Origin of the sequence: Streptomyces sp. NPDC051776, from assembly GCF_040681345.1 — a bacterium.
GTDB lineage: Bacteria > Actinomycetota > Actinomycetes > Streptomycetales > Streptomycetaceae > Streptomyces.
The window spans coordinates 150,454-165,800 of the sequence record NZ_JBFAYQ010000002.1 but is presented as its reverse complement, the minus strand read 5'-3'; the positions used below and the strand labels follow the sequence as shown (position 1 = coordinate 165,800).

The window sequence follows — 15,347 nt, the reverse complement described above, 5'->3', positions numbered from 1 at the left end:
GTGTGAGGGGGACGCAGGACATGGCACGACGGCATTGCCGGACGGCTCGGGCGTTGGCGGGGGGCGCACTGCTGGCCCTGGCCCAGAGTCCGCTGCTGGCAGCAGCGTCCCCGACGGTGGCGCACGGCGTCCTGGACAGCGCGCAGGCACCGGCGGACGGGCGGAACAGCTTGGTCATGGTGCTCGACTCCTCGGGGTCGATGAAGGAGGAGGACGGCTCGGGCAGCACCCGTATCGCCTCCGCCCGCAAGGCGGTTGGAACGGTCGTGGACTCTCTGCCCGACCGATATCCCACCGGGCTGCGGGTATACGGGGCAGACAAGCCCAAGGGGTGTGACGACACACGGCTTGCCAGGCCCGTCGAGCCGCTGGACCGCGCCGGTATCAAACAGGCCGTCGCGGACGTGACACCCAAGGGAGACACCCCGATCGGCCTGTCCCTCCGAAAGGCGGAGGCCGATCTGCCGGAGCCCTCGGGCGGGTCCCTCGGGCGCCGCACGATCATGCTGATCTCGGACGGTGAGGACAACTGCGGCGCACCCCGGCCCTGCGACGTCGCCGAGCAGTTGGGCGGCAAGGGCGTCGATCTGAGGATCGACACCATCGGCTTCCAGGTCCGCGGCAAGGCCCGCGACGAACTGGAGTGCATGGCCGACGCCGGCCACGGCTCGTACTACGACGCGCACGACGCCGATGCCCTCGCCCGTCAGCTCGAGCGAGCCTCACGGCTCTCCGCCGACGGCTACCGCTTCAAGGGCGAGCGGATCACGGGCGGTTCACGGGCGAGCGACGCGCCGGACATCGCGCCCGGGCAGTACATGGACACCATCGGGCCCGGCGAGACCCGGTGGTACACGGCCGATCTGGATGACACGTCGACTGCCGACATGGCGGTGACAGCCGTCCCCCAGCCCGGCGTCAAGGTCGCGTACGGCGACGGGATCGAGCTCAAGCTCACCTCCGGCAACGAGTACAACTCCTCCTGCGACAGCGAGAACGCACGCTTCGCCCAGGACGAAGGAGCGATGACGCTCACCACGGCCGTGAGCCGCGTCCCCTCCGCCGAAGGCGAGCAGCGCTGCGACGAGCCCGGCCGCTATCTGCTTTCTGTACACCGCTCGAGCAACTCCGGTTCCGATCAGGCACGCTGGCCCCTCGAACTTCGCTACGGAAGCGAACGAGCCTTGAAGAAGGGCATCGTCCCCGCACAGTCCGCGACCGAGTACGGAAGGGCCGGCAAGGACGCCGCCCCGCCCACGGGGACGCCCAAGAACATCAGCGGCGGCACCGGCTTCAACGATGCCCGCCGCCTTGAACGCGGTGTCTGGCGCGACAGGGTGCTCCCCGCCCAGACCCGCTTCTACAAGGTTCACGTCGGCTGGGGCCAACAGCTGCGCTACTCCGCGGACTTCGCCAACGAGCCCACCCTTACGGACACCCGCGGCGCGCGCTCCTTCGTCGATACCGCGGCCTTCGCGCCCGGCCGGACACCGATCACGCCCGGCGGAGAGTTCACGGCGCAGAATCCCTACTACGGCGAGCCCATGTCCGTCGAGCTCGGAACCGTCCCCGTCGCCTGGACGAACCGCTGGGAATCGGCCCCGGCGGCCGTCCCGGTCCGTTCGGCGGGCGACTACTACATCGCCGTCTCCCTCGGCCCCGAGGCGTCGAAGATCGCCAAGAACGCAGCGATCGGCGTCGTCCTCCGCGTCGACGTCGTCGGTGACGAACTCACCGGGCCCCAGCAGAAGGCACCGGTCCTCCACAAGCGCGGGGCGGAAAAGGGCGAAGGAGCAGCGCACGGAGACAGCGCGGCACCGGCCGGGGCAGGATGGTCCGGCGCCGTGATCGCCGCAGGGGCGGGTGGTGCCGCGGTCGTGTCGGTCGCGGTGCTTCTGCTCGTACGACGCAGGCGCGGTCCGGTTGATCCGATGACGAGGGGTGGCGCGTGATGAGGCAGCGCTGCAGGGCCCGGACGGGCCTCGCCGCGATGGCGGCGCTGTGCGTGGTGGGGCTGGTGCCAGGGCCGGCCATGGCCGCACCGGGCGACGGTTCGGGTGATCCGGCCCCCTACCGAAACGCGGACGGGGCGCAGAAGGTCGCCGGCACGGAGAGCAGCGCGGACGCGCCGCCGATCAGGCCGGGATTCTACGAGGACAGCATCGGGCCGGGCGAAAAGCTCTACTACAGCGTCACGTTGGATGAGGGGTCCGGCGCGTTCGTCTCGGCCGTGGCCGTGCCGAAACCCGGTGGCTCGGTGAAGTACGGCGACGGGATCAAGGCCAGTCTCCAGTCCACCGACAACGCCGAATGCGGCAGCGGCGACGCGAACTTCGGCTCGGGTGAGCAGCCCCGGCCGATCGCCGCCTACGCGACCCGAACGATCAAGGAAGGGGGCAACTGCCAAGAGCCAGGGGCGTACTACTTCGTCGTCGAGCGGACCAGCGATCCCACCTCCGACCCCGGGAAATGGCCCCTGGAGATCCGCTACATGTCGGAGCCGGGCCTGAAGAGCCCCGGTTCCACAGCCGCGCCCACGAGTTGGCCCTCAGCCTCCCCGACCCTGCCCTTGAAGCAGGCGCGGAACCGCGAGGGCGGCACAGGCTTCAACGACGCACCGGCGCTCGACGAGGGCGTGTGGAAGGACCGGTTGCAGCCGGGCGAGACCCGCTTCTACCGGATCCCCCTCGACTGGGGGCAGCAGCTCGCGGGACGCCTGGAACTCGCCAACGGCGCGATGACGCAGGACAGCGGCTACGCGAGCGCCGGGCTGACGTACGAGCTCTACAACACGGCGCGAGGCCGGGTGGACGACGACTCCATGGCCTACAACGGCGAGCAGAAGTCCGTCACGACCGGTCCGACGGCGCCTGTCGCGTACGCCAACCGCTTCAGCACGACGACCGCGGTGAACGGGATGCAGGTCGCGGGCTGGTACTACCTGGCGGTGAGTCTCCACCAGGACGTCGGGAAATTCACCAAGGGCGGCATCCCGCTGATCCTGCGGCTGAACATCGACGGTGAGGCGAAGCCCGGGCCGCAGTACGACGGGGACGCCGCAGCGGCCGGATTCGGCCTCACGGACGAGGACCGGGAGGCCGCGGAGAAGGGTCAGACCGCGGCGGAGAGAGCGAAGAGCGACACCCTGACCCTCATTGCGGCGGCGGGAATCGGCGCCGGCACGGTGCTGCTGGTGGGCCTCGGCATGTGGATGCTCGTCGCGCGCCGACGCGCCGGCGGGGCTGCTGCGGCCGGGGGTTCGCCGTACGAGGGCGCGCCGGCGCAGCGGACCGGCTTTCCGCCCGGGGCCGCTCTGCCGCACCAGCAGTCACCTGTGCCGCCGTGGCACCAGGCCGGGCAGCCGCAGCCCGGCCAGCCCCACGCGGGGCAGCAGTCGGCCGGCCCGCCGCAGGACCCCCGGTACGGGCAGCCGCCCGGCCGGTAGTCACATCGCGGTCATGGCCCAGATGCCGACCGCGAAGCACATCAGCGCGAGGACCAGCACCGGGATCGCCACCTTCGGGGGCGGTCCCGGCCTGCGTTGAGGGGTGGCCGTGCGCGGCGTGGTGACTGCGGAAGCGGCCGGCGCGGGCGACGCGGCGACGGGAACCTGCGAGCCGTGAGCGGTGTATGGACGAGTAGGAGCGTGATCGTGGCGCACCGCAGCGGTCGGAGCCTGCGCCATGTCCGGCGGCGCTGAGGGGAAGGGGACGGACGGATGCGCGGAAGAAGGAACCTGTGCGGGGGGCTGGGCGCCCATGGGCCCCGAAGCGGGCATCGGGGTCGGTGTGGGCGTCGGCGGGGTGTGCGGCTGCTCGGGGTATTCGTTCCGCTGTCGCGCAGGCGGAGGAAGGTGGAAGCTGCCGGTGTCGGACATCGACGGTGCGCCGGTCCCTCGTGCTCCGTCGGCACCGGCTCGGCCGCCAGCGTGCGCGCCACTGGGACCCGTAGCTCCGGGATGGCCCGGACCACCCGTCTCGGGGCCCTCGGCGCCGAAACCGGCGGGCAGCGGGCCCAAGTGGTCAAATACCTCGACCACTTCCTCCTCGAGCGTGCTGTCCGGCAGCATCTCGGCCGCCGCGGTGATCGCCTTGCGCGCACCCGTGGCCGTACGGAAGCGGGCCTGCGGATCGGGCTGCAGCAGCCCCGCCAGCACCTGCCACAGCGGCTCGGGGACGCCCTCGGGCGCGCCTGGCACGCCGTGCGAGACGAAGTGCTCGACAAGGGCCTGGGAGTCCGGCTTGTTGCCCGTGAGCAGATACAGCGTGACGAGGCCGACCGCGAAGAGATCGGCCGGGAAGTCCGGTTCGGCGCCCATCATTTGCTCGGGTGCGAAGTAACCGGGCGTGCCCACCACGTAGTTGGTCTCGGTGAGTCGCGGCTCGCCCTTGCGCATGGAGATACCGAAGTCGGAGAGCCGCAGATGCGGACGGCCCGTCCCTGTTGCTTCGAGAAGGATGTTGGCGGGCTTGATGTCCCGGTGGACCACGCCTTGGGCGTGCACGGCCGTGAGGCCGGAGAGGAGCTGATCGAGCAGGGTGCAGACGAAGCGGGGAGGCAGCGGGCCGTAGTCCCCGATGAGATGGGCGAGGGAGCCGCCTCTCACCAGGTCCATGGTGAACAGGACTTTGTCGTCGTCCGCCGCCCAGCTCGCCGGAGCCAGCACATGGGGGTGGTCGATCCGCAGCGCCTGCTCGCGGACGAAGCGGAGCAAAGTGTGCGCGTCGCTCTGCTGCAGGACCTTGGCCGCAACGTAGCGCCGCCGCCGGTGGTCCCAAGAGCGCCAGACGGCCCCCACACCACCCCGCCCGATCGGGTCGATCAGCTCGTACCGGCCAGCGAAGATCTCACCCATTGCCCCGTGCCCGCCCCTTTGTTGCCTGTATCACCCTCGTTGCTCAGCCTTGATGCGCTTCGTAGTGGGCGATCGCCTCCGCGGTTCGCCCGGCCCCGTACACCCGGAGGAACTCTGCCAGTTCCGGCTGCGCGGCGGCGAGGGTGTCGGCGGCTTCGATGATGTCGCCGGCGGCGGCGACGGACCGCAACAGCGACTGGATCTCGCGGACGACTCGGCGCACGGTGGGCGCCCCGGAGCTCGGTGTGTGCTGCGACCCGGTGCTCAGCACGGAACCGCCGGAGGTCTTCTTGATCTCGTCCATCCGGTTGGCCGCCTCCGCGGCGCTCACACTGCCGTCGGCGACCTGGCTCGCCAGTTCCTGGAGGGCCTGAACGCGCTGCACCACAGCGGGGTTTCCGATTTTCGCGCGCTGGCCGCTCATGAGCTGCGAGAGCATCGGGGCGGAGAGCCCCAGCACAGCGGCGAGCCGTGCCTGGTTGAGCCCGAGGTCGTCGATGAGCCTGCGGAAGAGTGCCCCCAGGGGCTCGCCGTACCAGCTGCGTTGCAGCTCACGGGCTCTGGCGGTGGCTTCTTGCTGTGCGGCGTCCATGGCGACTCCCCTTCGCTGCTGCGAACCTCGCGCGACATCCTACGGAGCGTGATTGCAGACGGGGAGCCCCTTATCCTTTGCGAGATCTTCCGGGAGACCCGGTACTCTTGTCTGCGGCAGTCGGACGGACGCGGTTCGGGACGGCTGTATCCACCACCCGCGGGGCCTTAGCTCAGTTGGTAGAGCGCTGTCTTTGCATGGCAGATGTCAGGGGTTCGACTCCCCTAGGCTCCACAGCGCAGAGCGCCCCCTCACCAGTGGAAACGCTGGTGAGGGGGCGCTCTTCTTCCCTGGCTCGCCGCTATGAGTTTCGGTCCGCGCTCGGAGGCCGTTCCGTGCACCGGGGGCAGCCCCGTGCGTACGGGTCCTTGCCGTGTACGAGTTCCGTGGTCCCCGCGCCGACGGCTCGGGGGCGGGCGTCGGCCCAAGGACTCGTGCGGCCGGGGGGCGGCCCAAGGACTCGTGCGGTCGAGGTCGGCTCAAGCGCCCGTGCGGCCGAGGGCCCGCTCGACCGCGCGTACGGCCGACCTCAGCGCTGGTCGCGGCGCTTGCCCTCCGCCTCGGCCTGTTTCGCCTGCACCTCGGGGTCCAGAGCGTCACTACCGTCGACGGACTGGAGCTGCCGGTCCCCGAGCTCGGTTGCGGCCGGAGGCTCAACCAGCCAGTCGGGGTTGGCCTGCTTGTCCCACCACTTCCACACGGCGATGGCTCCACCCGCCAGAGCACCGAGGACCAGGAAGCGCTTGGCCACCCGTCCGCCCTGGGCGCGGCGGCGGCGCTTGCGCGCCAGCCTCTCGATATCCGCGGCGGTCACATGGTTGCGCAGGGCGGCCAGTGCCGCGGCGCTCCGCGTCACCGCCTCCTCGCGCACGGGCTCAGTGGCTGCCATCGCCTGCCCGATACGGGGCGCGGTGTAGTCCGCCGCCTGACGCGCGGCCTTGCGGGCTCGCTTGGCGGTGCGGATCGCGGCGGCGTCAACCTTGGGGGGCAACGCTCCTCGCGCCTGCTTCACGCCTTGCTGCAGCCGCGGCTGGAGGCGGGCGTCGTACTGCTCCAGTGCGGTGCTGCGGGCTTGCTGCGCCGCCTGGGCCACCTTGGGCGCCAGCCGTACACGGGCCTCGTGCGCGTAGTGCGCGGCCTGGTCCCTCGCCGTACCGGCGTATGGCGCCACCACCTCCGCGGCGTGCAGCACGCTTTCCTTTGCGGTGCCGGTCGCGGCGCGCACGCTGTGATTGCGGGTCACGGAATTTCCTCCTCCTCGGTGGCGTACGTTTTTCGCCTTTCCACCCGATAAGAGATCATGCCCCGTTGTCGTTGGTTCGGCATGCGCGGAGGGGCATCCGGGTCAAGTTCCCCGAAAGGAGATCAACTACCGCCGCTGGGGAGCATCCGTGGACGACGCCACGCCCCCCGGGACGGGCGCGCCGGTTCGTCGGGTACTCGTCGTGACTCGGTCCGTGCGAGGATCGGTGAACGTCAGTGAAAACTACGGAAGGCAGATCGTGGCTGAGCAGCTCTACGCCACCCTGAAGACCAACCAAGGCGACATCGAGATCCGGCTGCTGCCGAACCATGCGCCCAAGACGGTCAAGAACTTCGTCGAGCTCGCCGAGGGCACTCGCGAGTGGACGCACCCCGCGACCGGCAAGCGGTCCCAGGACAGGCTGTACGACGGCACGGTCTTCCACCGGGTGATCAGCGGCTTCATGATCCAGGGCGGTGACCCGCTGGGGAACGGCACCGGCGGTCCCGGTTACGAGTTCGCCGACGAGTTCCACCCGGACCTCGCGTTCAACAAGCCGTACCTGCTCGCCATGGCCAACGCCGGCCCGGGCACCAACGGCTCGCAGTTCTTCATCACCGTCGCCCCCACGGCCTGGCTGACCGGTAAGCACACCATCTTCGGTGAGGTCACGGACCCGAAGAGCCAGCAGGTCGTGGACGCCATCGCGGCGTCCTCCACCAACCCGCGCACCGACCGGCCGGTCCAGGACGTGGTCATCGAGGCGGTCGTCGTCGAGACCCGCGAAGGCTGACCGGGAAGCAGGCCGACCCGGAACGGGAACCTCCCGCCCCGCCCGTCCGTATGACGGGCGGGGCGGCGTATTGCGGGGCCCCGGCGACGGGTGCCGCACCGGCGGCGCCGGGCGTACCGCCGGTGCGGTGCGCGGACCGCCGCGCCGGCATCGTGGATGCCCGCCCGGTACCGCGCGGACCGCGGTGACGGGGTCGCGCGCGCACCGCCCGCCGTAAGAGCATGGCGCGGACACCGCCGCATGAGCCCGGACGGAGACGAGAACCGATGGATCAGGCGCCAGGAAGCCCGGAGACCCCCGCCGCCGCGGGCGGCACGCCGGGCTGCTACCGCCACCCCGACCGCCCGACCGGCATCACGTGCACGCGCTGCGAGCGGCCCATCTGCCCGGAGTGCATGGTCAGCGCGTCGGTCGGCTTCCAGTGCCCGGAGTGCGTACGCGGCGGTTCCGGTACGGGCCCCTCGGTGCGCGCCACGCGTCCACGCACCATCGCAGGCGGGACCGTCACGCAGAACCCGAACCTGGTGACCAAGATCCTTATCGGCATCAATGCCGCCGTCTGGATCGCGGTGCTCGCGGCGGGGGACCGGCTCGTCGACCAGCTCGACCTCGTCGGGCGGGCCTTCGACCCGGGGACGGTCGAGCTGGTGGGCGTTGCCGAGGGGCAGTGGTACCGGCTGCTGACGGCGATGTTCCTGCACCAGCAGGTCATGCACATCGCCTTCAACATGTTGTCGCTGTGGTGGCTGGGCCCGCCGCTGGAGGCGGCTCTCGGCCGCGTCCGGTTCCTGGCGCTCTATCTGCTCTCCGGCCTGGGAGGCAGCGCGCTCTCGTTCCTTCTGGCCGCCCAGAACCAGCCCTCGCTGGGCGCCTCCGGCGCGGTCTTCGGCCTGCTCGGGGCGACCGCCGTCCTGATGCGGCGGATGAACTACGACATGCGCCCGGTGATCATCCTGCTGGCGCTCAACCTCGTCTTCACCTTCACCTGGGCCAACATCGCCTGGCAGGCCCATATCGGCGGCCTGGTCGTGGGAGCGGCGGTGGCGTACGGGATGGTGCACGCGCCCCGTGAGCACCGGGCGCTGGTCCAGAGGGCGACGTGTGCGGCGGCGCTGCTGGCCATCGTGGCCGTGGTGTGGGTGCGGACGCTCCAGCTCACCGGCTGAAGCCTGCCGGGCGGCGTTTCCGGGCCTGAACGCATCGCGGCGTCGCAGGGTCCGGCTTCCCCTTCGGCAGCGTCCGGCAGCGGGTCGGCATCGTCGCGTCCCGCCCTCGCCGGCGGCCGGTGACGCCTCGGCCGGGTTCCGATACGCATGCCGTACGAGGCCGGCCCGCGGCGCCGGAGCCTTGCCTCGTCTCGCGCGCTCTCGCGAGCCCGGTGCCGGACGCGCGCCGGAGCCCGGCAACCCGAGTACGGGCGTCACACGGTCCGCACGGTTCGCGCACAGGAACCACGCCGGGGCGGGAAAAGTGATCCCAAGGCGGAACCTCACCCTCAGTTGTCCACAGTGGGTGTCCGATCTTGTGCATGCTGTGGGGAACGGGTGTCCGCCATCGCACTGACCTGCGTTTTCCCTGCAAAATCGAGGGCTGCGTATCCCTCGTAGGACGTACCACCTGTCACACCGGTGTCAACGGCCCGGAGGTTATCCACAGATCGTCTGACCTTTTCCCCATGTGGAAACTCCTGTGGATAACTCTGTGGGCAACCTTGGGGCAAGGCTTGTGCCGAGGCCCCTGACCGGCGTCGGCGGCGGAGCCGGGCAGGGGCCACAGGAGGAGCTGGTGACGGGTTCATGAGGAGTTGCGGGGGGCGCGCCTACGGGGCCCGCCCGTCAGGCCCGCCGGCCACACCCCCTGGGCAGCCCGGGCATGAGGTCCCCAGACAGTGCCGGCGGCCGCCGGCACGGCGTTCACTGAGAAGGCCCGACCCAAACCCCGGGGAGGGCGTGGAGAACGCGCCCCGGCGCGGACTGCCGAGACAAGAGGACGGGGACAAGAGGGAGTGGACAACAGGCCGGAGGCAAGGAGCCAGGGACAACAGGCCGGAGACAAGAGGCCGGGGAAAAGAAGGACGGAGGCAAGGGGCCGGGGGCAATGGGGACAACAAGGCGGAGAGACGAACCGGGAGCCGGCGAGTCACCCGCCGCTCCCGGTCGCCTCACCTGAGGCTCCCCGTCCCGTCGCAGGGCCCTACTTCCACTGCGTGGAAACCACGAACCCCGCCGCGATGAAGCCGAAGCCGACCACGATGTTCCAGTTGCCCAGGAATTCGATCGGCAGTTGGCCGGTGGTCACGTAGAAGACGACGATCCAGGCCAGCCCGATCAGGAACATGGCCAGCATCAGTGGAGCCACCCAGCGGCGGCCGCCGCCGAGGTCGATGCTCTGCTGTTTCGCGGGCGGGGGCGTGTAATCGTCCTTCTTGCGGATCCGTGACTTCGGCACGAGGGGTTCTCCTGTCGATGCGCTGCGTGACCGCGCAGAGATGCTTGGTTTTCCGTCCCGGAGGACGGTATGCGACGGGGGGCGCGTGCCCCCCACGGGCGTCAGTTAGCGTAGTGCTTCCGCGGCGTCGAAGGAGATAAGGGTACGGTGAGCAATTCTGCGGACACCCCCGCCGACCGGCCCGCACGGCCTCGTCGGTTCCGCCCGGTGCGGCTGCTGACGGTCGGTGTTTTCGCCCTCGCCGGGCTCATCTTCTGGATGAGTTTCCATGCCGCGCAAGGCACCAATCTGCGCACCGACGCCTCGATGTTGAAGCTTTCCGATCTGATTCAGGAGCGCAGCAGAAAGAATCACGAACTCGAGCGGGAAGCCGCCGCCATCCGCGGCCAGGTCGACCGTTTCGCCCAGCGCGACAGCGGCACCAGCGCGGCCGAGGAGGCCAGGCTGAAGGCGTTGGAGGAGAAGGCGGGAACCACCAGGCTCCGGGGCCCAGGCGTCACGGTCACCCTCACCGACGCACCCCCCGGCGCCACCGCCCGTATCCCCGGTGTTCCCGAGCCGCAGCCCAACGACCTGGTCATCCACCAGCAGGACCTCCAAGCGGTGGTCAACGCCCTGTGGCAGGGCGGTGCCGAGGGCATCAGGGTCATGGACCAGCGGCTGATCTCCACCAGCGCGGTCCGCTGCGTCGGCAACACCCTGATCCTTCAGGGCCGTGTCTACTCGCCGCCGTACAAGGTCACCGCCGTCGGCAACGTCAACCGCCTCGAGCAGGCCCTCTCGGACTCGCCGACGATCCAGAACTACATGCAGTACGTCAACGCGTACGGCCTCGGCTGGAAAGTCGATACGCACAGGGCGGTGACTCTTCGCGGCTACTCCGGCACAGTGGATCTTCGCTACGCAAGGCCCGTAAACCCCGTGACCCCGTGAACCGGTGACCCCGTGAACCGGTGAGCCCTTGACCGGTCACCGCGGCACGACAGGCCCGCGCAGCAGCACAACGGACCGTGATTACGTGAATCAGGCGCGACCGAAGGGGACCCGAGGGGGCGGCCGGTGTCGGTGCGGACAGCACGTGCGGTACGACTGGTCATCAGGACGTTCAGCGAACTCTGCGTCACCGTGGGCACCGTGATCGTGCTCTTCGTCGTCCACATCCTCTTCTGGACCGGCATCCAGGCCGACCGCGCCATGGAGGGCGAGATCGACCGCCTCCAGGAGCAGTGGTCGGCGGCCCCCGCGTCCGACCGGGAACCGGCCGGGGACGACGGTGCACCCGCACCGGAGCCGTACGAGGACGGGGAGCCGTTCGCCGTCATGCACATACCTCGCTTCGGTTCGGGCTGGAAGAAGCCCGTGCTCGAAGGCACCGCCACCGGCACCCTCAAGAAGGGCCTCGGCCACTACGCCCGGACCGCCCGGCCCGGCGAGCGCGGTAATTTCGCGGTCGCCGGGCATCGCCGCACCTATGGCGACCCGTTCAAGGACGTCCCCGAGCTGCGCCCCGGCGACGCGGTGGTGCTGAACGACGGCACGACCTGGTTCACGTACCGCATCGACCGCAAGCCGTACCGCACGCTGCCGACCGACACCGCGGTCATCGACCCCGTACCGGAGAAGGGGCCCTACAGCGGGCCGGGCCGGTATCTCACCCTGACCACCTGCGAGCCCGAGTGGGGCCACAGCCACCGCCTCATCGTCTGGGCCCACCTCGACTCGACCCGGCCCGTCGATCAGGGCAAGCCGGACGCATTGCGCAGCTGAGCCACCGGGCACCCCCGCAGCCCCTTACTCTGGTGCTGGAATCGAGTCCGTCATCGGCAAGTAGGGACAGCATGTACGGGTGGATCTGGCGGCATCTGCCGGGGAACACGTGGGTGCGGGCGCTGATCTCGCTCGTGCTCGTGCTGGCGATCGTCTATGTGCTGTTCCAGTACATCTTCCCGTGGGCGGAACCGCTGCTGCCGTTCAATGACGTGACGGTCGACAACGGAGGCCGGGCAGCACGATGAGCACCGCACGCATCCTGGTCGTCGACAACTACGACAGCTTTGTCTTCAACCTCGTCCAGTACCTGTACCAGCTCGGGGCCGAGTGCGAGGTCCGGCGCAATGACGAGGTCGAACCCGCCCACGCACAGGACGGGTTCGACGGCGTGCTGCTCTCCCCCGGGCCGGGGACGCCCGAGCAGGCCGGGGTCTGCATCGACATGGTGCGCCACTGCGCGGAGACCGGGGTGCCGGTCTTCGGGGTCTGCCTGGGCATGCAGTCGATGGCGGTCGCGTACGGCGGGGTGGTCGACCGGGCGCCGGAGCTGCTGCACGGCAAGACCTCCGAGGTGACGCACGAAGGAGCGGGCGTCTTCCAGGGGCTGCCGTCGCCCTTCACCGCGACCCGCTACCACTCCCTCGCCCTCGAGCGGGACACCGTCCCGCACGAGTTGGAGATCACGGCATGGACGGGGAGCGGCGTCGCGATGGGCCTGCGCCACCGTGATCTTCCGGTCGAGGGCGTGCAGTTCCATCCCGAGTCGGTCCTCACGGAGTGGGGCCACCGGATGCTCGCCAACTGGCTTGTGGCGTGCGGGGACAGGGGCGCGGTGGAGCGGTCCGCGGGGCTCGCGCCGGTGGTCGGCAGGGTCGGCGCGTGACCGCGCTCCGCCCCGAGCGTGACTCCGCGTCGCCGTACGGAGAGCCGTACGGCGAAGCAGGCGCGTTCGAGGCGGCTGTCGATCGGCTCGACGACCCGCTGAACGACCCGCTGCCCGGGCAGCGGCCGGGCGGGGTCATACCGGGCATGGAGAACGGGCAGGGGAGCTTTTCGTGGATTCCCCCGCAGGACCGCGGCGAGTCCGGCCCCCCGTCCGGGTACAGCTACGAGGACGGATACGAGCCCTACGGCGGTGAGCACGCGTATCTGGGCGACGACGCCGCCTCGCAGGAGCACGGCACCGCACAGGGGTACGGCGAGGGGGACGGTTCCGCGCACGACGCCCGCCGAGCCTCCGGGCAGGACTCGTACGCGTACGGGAGCGGTGGCTCGTACGGGGCGGGAGGCAGGGGCCGGGAGACCAGTGGTGCCCAGGAGCCCCGCCGGCCGCGGGAGCCCGACACGTCCCGCCGGACGCACGGGACTTCCCGGACGCACGGGGCCTCCCAGGCGCACGGGGCCTCCCAGGCGTACGCGAACTCCCAGGCCTTCGAGGCGACTTCGCAGCTCGACGCAACCGCAACTGCCCAGCGGATCGCGGCCATCCGGCAGGCGGCGCGCCAGGCCATCCGGGAAGCCGCCCAGCAGTCCGCCTCGGCACACCAGGACGACGGCGGTGCCACGGCCGCGATGCCGACCGTGTCCGCCCCGGGATCCACTACGCGCGGCGTCGGAGCCACATTGCCCCAGCCGCGCATGGACGAGGAAACCGTCGCGCTGCGCGTCCCCGAGGGCCTCGGGAGCGGCGGGACGGGCGGAACACCGCCGGGCGAGGGACGCGCGGCACGCCGCAAGGCGACCGCGGCCAAGGGGAAGCGGAGCGGCGGGCACCGGGCCCGTGGCCGCAGTCGCCCCGAGGGCACCTCCGTCGAGGGCACCCCGGCCCCCACCTCCCGTATGGAGGCCAGGCGCCAGGCGAAGGCACGCAAGGACCCGCCCAGCGTGGTCGCGAGCCGTCTGGTCGGTGAGCTGTTCATCTCGATCGGCGTGCTGATGCTGCTGTTCGTGGCGTACCAGCTCTGGTACACGAATGTGCTCGCCCACGCGCAGGCCGGCGGGGCGGCGGACAATCTGCAGCGGGGATGGGACAACGGAGCCGGGGGCGCGCAGAGCGCGGGCGCCTTCGAACCCGGCCAGGGTTTCGCGATCCTCTACATCCCCAAGCTCGATGTGAAGGTCCCGATCGCCGAAGGCATCGACAAGCACAAGGTCCTGGACCGCGGCATGGCCGGACACTACGCCAAGACCTCGCTGCCCTGGGAGAAGAAGGGCAACTTCGCGGTCGCCGGACACCGCAACACCCACGGCGAGCCGTTCCGCTACATCAACAAGCTCGAGCCGGGCGACGAGATCATCGTCGAGGTCAAGAACGCCTTCTACACCTATGAGATGGCGAGCATCCTCCCCCAGACCCCGCCGTCGAACGTGTCCGTCCTCGATGCGGTTCCCCAGGGGTCCGGATTCACCAAGCCCGGCCGCTACCTCACACTGACGACCTGCACTCCCGAGTTCACCAGCACGTACCGGATGATCGTGTGGGCGAAGATGGTCGACCAGCGACCGCGCAGCGAGGGCAAGCCCGCCGAACTGGTCGGCGGCTAGCCCGAGTCGACACCCACCATCGGCCCGACACCTGCACAGAGACATCGAAACTTCGAAATGGAGCACGACGCGGTGGCAGCGACCCAGCACGCACAGGACACCGAGGCGCATCCACCGCAGCGCCGCCCCCGCACAGGACGCCGGATCGCCGCCGCCGTCAGCGTCTTCGGCGAGTTCCTCATCACGACGGGCCTGGTGCTCGGCCTCTTCGTCATCTACTCGCTGTGGTGGACGAACGTCCTCGCGGACCGTGACTCCAAGGCGAAGAGCGACGAGGTGCGCGACCGCTGGGCGGCACGCGGGCCGGGCAAGCTGGACACCAAGGACGGCATCGGCTTCCTGCACGTGCCCGCAATGAAGAACGGCGAGGTGCTGGTCACCAAGGGCACGGACGCCGAGGAGCTCAACCATGGCGTGGCCGGGTATTACACCAAGCCCGTGAAGGCGGCCATGCCCTGGGCGAAGAAGGGAAATTTCACACTCGCCGCGCACCGCGACGGGCACGGCGCGAAGTTCCACAACATCGACAAGATCGAGAAGGGCGACGCGGTCGTCTTCGAGACGCGGGACACCTGGTACGTCTACAAGGTCTACGAGACACTGCCCGAGACCTCGAAGTACAACGTCGATGTGCTCGACGCCACCCCGAAGGAATCGGGCAGGAAGAAGCCGGGCCGCTACCTCACGCTGACCACCTGCACACCGGTCTACACCTCGAGGTACCGGTACATCGTCTGGGCGGAGCTGGAGCGTACGGAGAAGGTCGACGCGGACCGTACCCCGCCGGAGGAGCTGCGCTAGCGGGCCGTGCGCCCTGCGGCGGGATCCCGCGGTCCGCCCCCACACCGGGCGTGCGGACAGTCGGCACAGGCCCGGCCAGACGTACTGGGGAAGGCGGAACCCCGGTCACCGCGAAGAGCCCGGGAGACTCCACAAGGATCCCAGCGACGGAGGCCCCTGCTCACGCGCCCCCCGGGAGGCGACCCGAAGCCCCGGCGACGGGGGAAGCCCGGCAGGGGGAAGGCCCAGCAACGGGGAAGGCCCAGGTCCCACTCTCCAGTGGGACCTGGGCCTTCGTCGTACGGGGACGGGGAGAGGGGGA

General features: G+C 70.2%; 14 protein-coding genes and 1 tRNA gene. 11 read left to right on the top strand and 4 right to left on the bottom strand.

Annotation, left to right across the window (positions count from 1 at the left end; all coding sequences use genetic code 11):
- Positions 1-20 precede the first annotated feature (20 nt).
- Both AB0M26_RS02770 and AB0M26_RS02765 read left to right on the top strand, forming a co-directional pair.
- Positions 21-1,952, top strand: coding sequence for a VWA domain-containing protein (locus tag AB0M26_RS02770; RefSeq protein WP_365253406.1), 1,932 nt, complete (start codon positions 21-23; stop codon positions 1,950-1,952).
- Positions 1,952-3,445 (top strand): hypothetical protein, encoded by a 1,494-nt coding sequence (locus AB0M26_RS02765; RefSeq protein ID WP_365253403.1) that lies wholly within the window; start codon positions 1,952-1,954, stop codon positions 3,443-3,445. The genes AB0M26_RS02770 and AB0M26_RS02765 overlap by 1 nt, the downstream gene beginning before the upstream one ends.
- Here AB0M26_RS02765 and AB0M26_RS02760 read toward each other — a convergent pair whose 3' ends face one another.
- Complete coding sequence (locus AB0M26_RS02760) at positions 3,446-4,855, bottom strand: protein kinase (protein ID WP_365253400.1); 1,410 nt, start codon at positions 4,853-4,855, stop codon at positions 3,446-3,448.
- A gap of 43 nt (positions 4,856-4,898) precedes the next feature.
- A complete protein-coding gene (locus tag AB0M26_RS02755) occupies positions 4,899-5,447 on the bottom strand; it encodes a DNA-binding protein (protein ID WP_365253397.1) in 549 nt (182 codons plus the stop codon).
- Between the two features lie 161 nt (positions 5,448-5,608).
- On the opposite strand from AB0M26_RS02755, the gene AB0M26_RS02750 reads away from it, so the two are divergent.
- Positions 5,609-5,681: transfer RNA gene (locus AB0M26_RS02750), tRNA-Ala, on the top strand.
- A gap of 295 nt (positions 5,682-5,976) precedes the next feature.
- Here AB0M26_RS02750 and AB0M26_RS02745 read toward each other — a convergent pair.
- Entirely contained in the window at positions 5,977-6,690 is a 714-nt protein-coding gene (locus AB0M26_RS02745) for a DUF5324 family protein (protein WP_365253394.1), read from the bottom strand.
- A gap of 259 nt (positions 6,691-6,949) precedes the next feature.
- Between AB0M26_RS02745 and AB0M26_RS02740 the strand changes: the two genes are divergently transcribed.
- Positions 6,950-7,483 carry a peptidylprolyl isomerase gene (locus AB0M26_RS02740; RefSeq protein ID WP_365253796.1) on the top strand — a complete coding sequence of 178 codons (534 nt, stop codon included), beginning with the start codon at positions 6,950-6,952 and terminating at the stop codon, positions 7,481-7,483.
- A 266-nt stretch (positions 7,484-7,749) separates the two neighbouring features.
- A complete protein-coding gene (locus AB0M26_RS02735) occupies positions 7,750-8,649 on the top strand; it encodes a rhomboid family intramembrane serine protease (RefSeq protein ID WP_365253391.1) in 900 nt (299 codons plus the stop codon).
- 1,027 nt (positions 8,650-9,676) lie between these two features.
- Here AB0M26_RS02735 and crgA read toward each other — a convergent pair.
- Positions 9,677-9,931, bottom strand: a complete 255-nt coding sequence (gene crgA / locus AB0M26_RS02730; RefSeq protein ID WP_365253388.1) for a cell division protein CrgA — start codon at positions 9,929-9,931, stop codon at positions 9,677-9,679.
- Positions 9,932-10,078: 147 nt separating this feature from the next.
- Between crgA and AB0M26_RS02725 the strand changes: the two genes are divergently transcribed.
- The 6 genes from AB0M26_RS02725 (at position 10,079) to AB0M26_RS02700 (ending at position 15,046) form a co-directional block, all read left to right on the top strand.
- A complete protein-coding gene (locus AB0M26_RS02725; RefSeq protein WP_365253385.1) occupies positions 10,079-10,864 on the top strand; it encodes a DUF881 domain-containing protein in 786 nt (261 codons plus the stop codon).
- Positions 10,865-10,990: 126 nt separating this feature from the next.
- Complete coding sequence (locus AB0M26_RS02720) at positions 10,991-11,698, top strand: class E sortase (protein WP_365253383.1); 708 nt, start codon at positions 10,991-10,993, stop codon at positions 11,696-11,698.
- 71 nt (positions 11,699-11,769) lie between these two features.
- Positions 11,770-11,946 carry a hypothetical protein gene (locus tag AB0M26_RS02715; protein WP_365253380.1) on the top strand — a complete coding sequence of 59 codons (177 nt, stop codon included), beginning with the start codon at positions 11,770-11,772 and terminating at the stop codon, positions 11,944-11,946.
- Positions 11,943-12,584: an aminodeoxychorismate/anthranilate synthase component II gene (locus AB0M26_RS02710; protein WP_365253377.1), complete on the top strand. Its 642-nt coding sequence runs from the start codon at positions 11,943-11,945 to the stop codon at positions 12,582-12,584. The genes AB0M26_RS02715 and AB0M26_RS02710 overlap by 4 nt, the downstream gene beginning before the upstream one ends.
- Positions 12,585-13,177: 593 nt before the next feature.
- Entirely contained in the window at positions 13,178-14,245 is a 1,068-nt protein-coding gene (locus AB0M26_RS02705; protein ID WP_365253793.1) for a class E sortase, read from the top strand.
- A gap of 72 nt (positions 14,246-14,317) precedes the next feature.
- Complete coding sequence (locus AB0M26_RS02700; protein ID WP_365253374.1) at positions 14,318-15,046, top strand: class E sortase; 729 nt, start codon at positions 14,318-14,320, stop codon at positions 15,044-15,046.
- Positions 15,047-15,347 lie beyond the last annotated feature (301 nt).

Bases quoted from the DNA above. Each gene is read 5' to 3' on its own strand.
- AB0M26_RS02770 (WP_365253406.1), top strand. From the start codon at position 21: ATGGCACGACGGCATTGCCGGACGGCTCGGGCGTTGGCGGGGGGCGCA.
- AB0M26_RS02765 (WP_365253403.1), top strand. From the start codon at position 1,952: ATGAGGCAGCGCTGCAGGGCCCGGACGGGCCTCGCCGCGATGGCGGCG.
- AB0M26_RS02760 (WP_365253400.1), bottom strand. From the start codon at position 4,855: ATGGGTGAGATCTTCGCTGGCCGGTACGAGCTGATCGACCCGATCGGG.
- AB0M26_RS02755 (WP_365253397.1), bottom strand. From the start codon at position 5,447: ATGGACGCCGCACAGCAAGAAGCCACCGCCAGAGCCCGTGAGCTGCAA.
- AB0M26_RS02735 (WP_365253391.1), top strand. From the start codon at position 7,750: ATGGATCAGGCGCCAGGAAGCCCGGAGACCCCCGCCGCCGCGGGCGGC.
- AB0M26_RS02715 (WP_365253380.1), top strand. From the start codon at position 11,770: ATGTACGGGTGGATCTGGCGGCATCTGCCGGGGAACACGTGGGTGCGG.
- AB0M26_RS02710 (WP_365253377.1), top strand. From the start codon at position 11,943: ATGAGCACCGCACGCATCCTGGTCGTCGACAACTACGACAGCTTTGTC.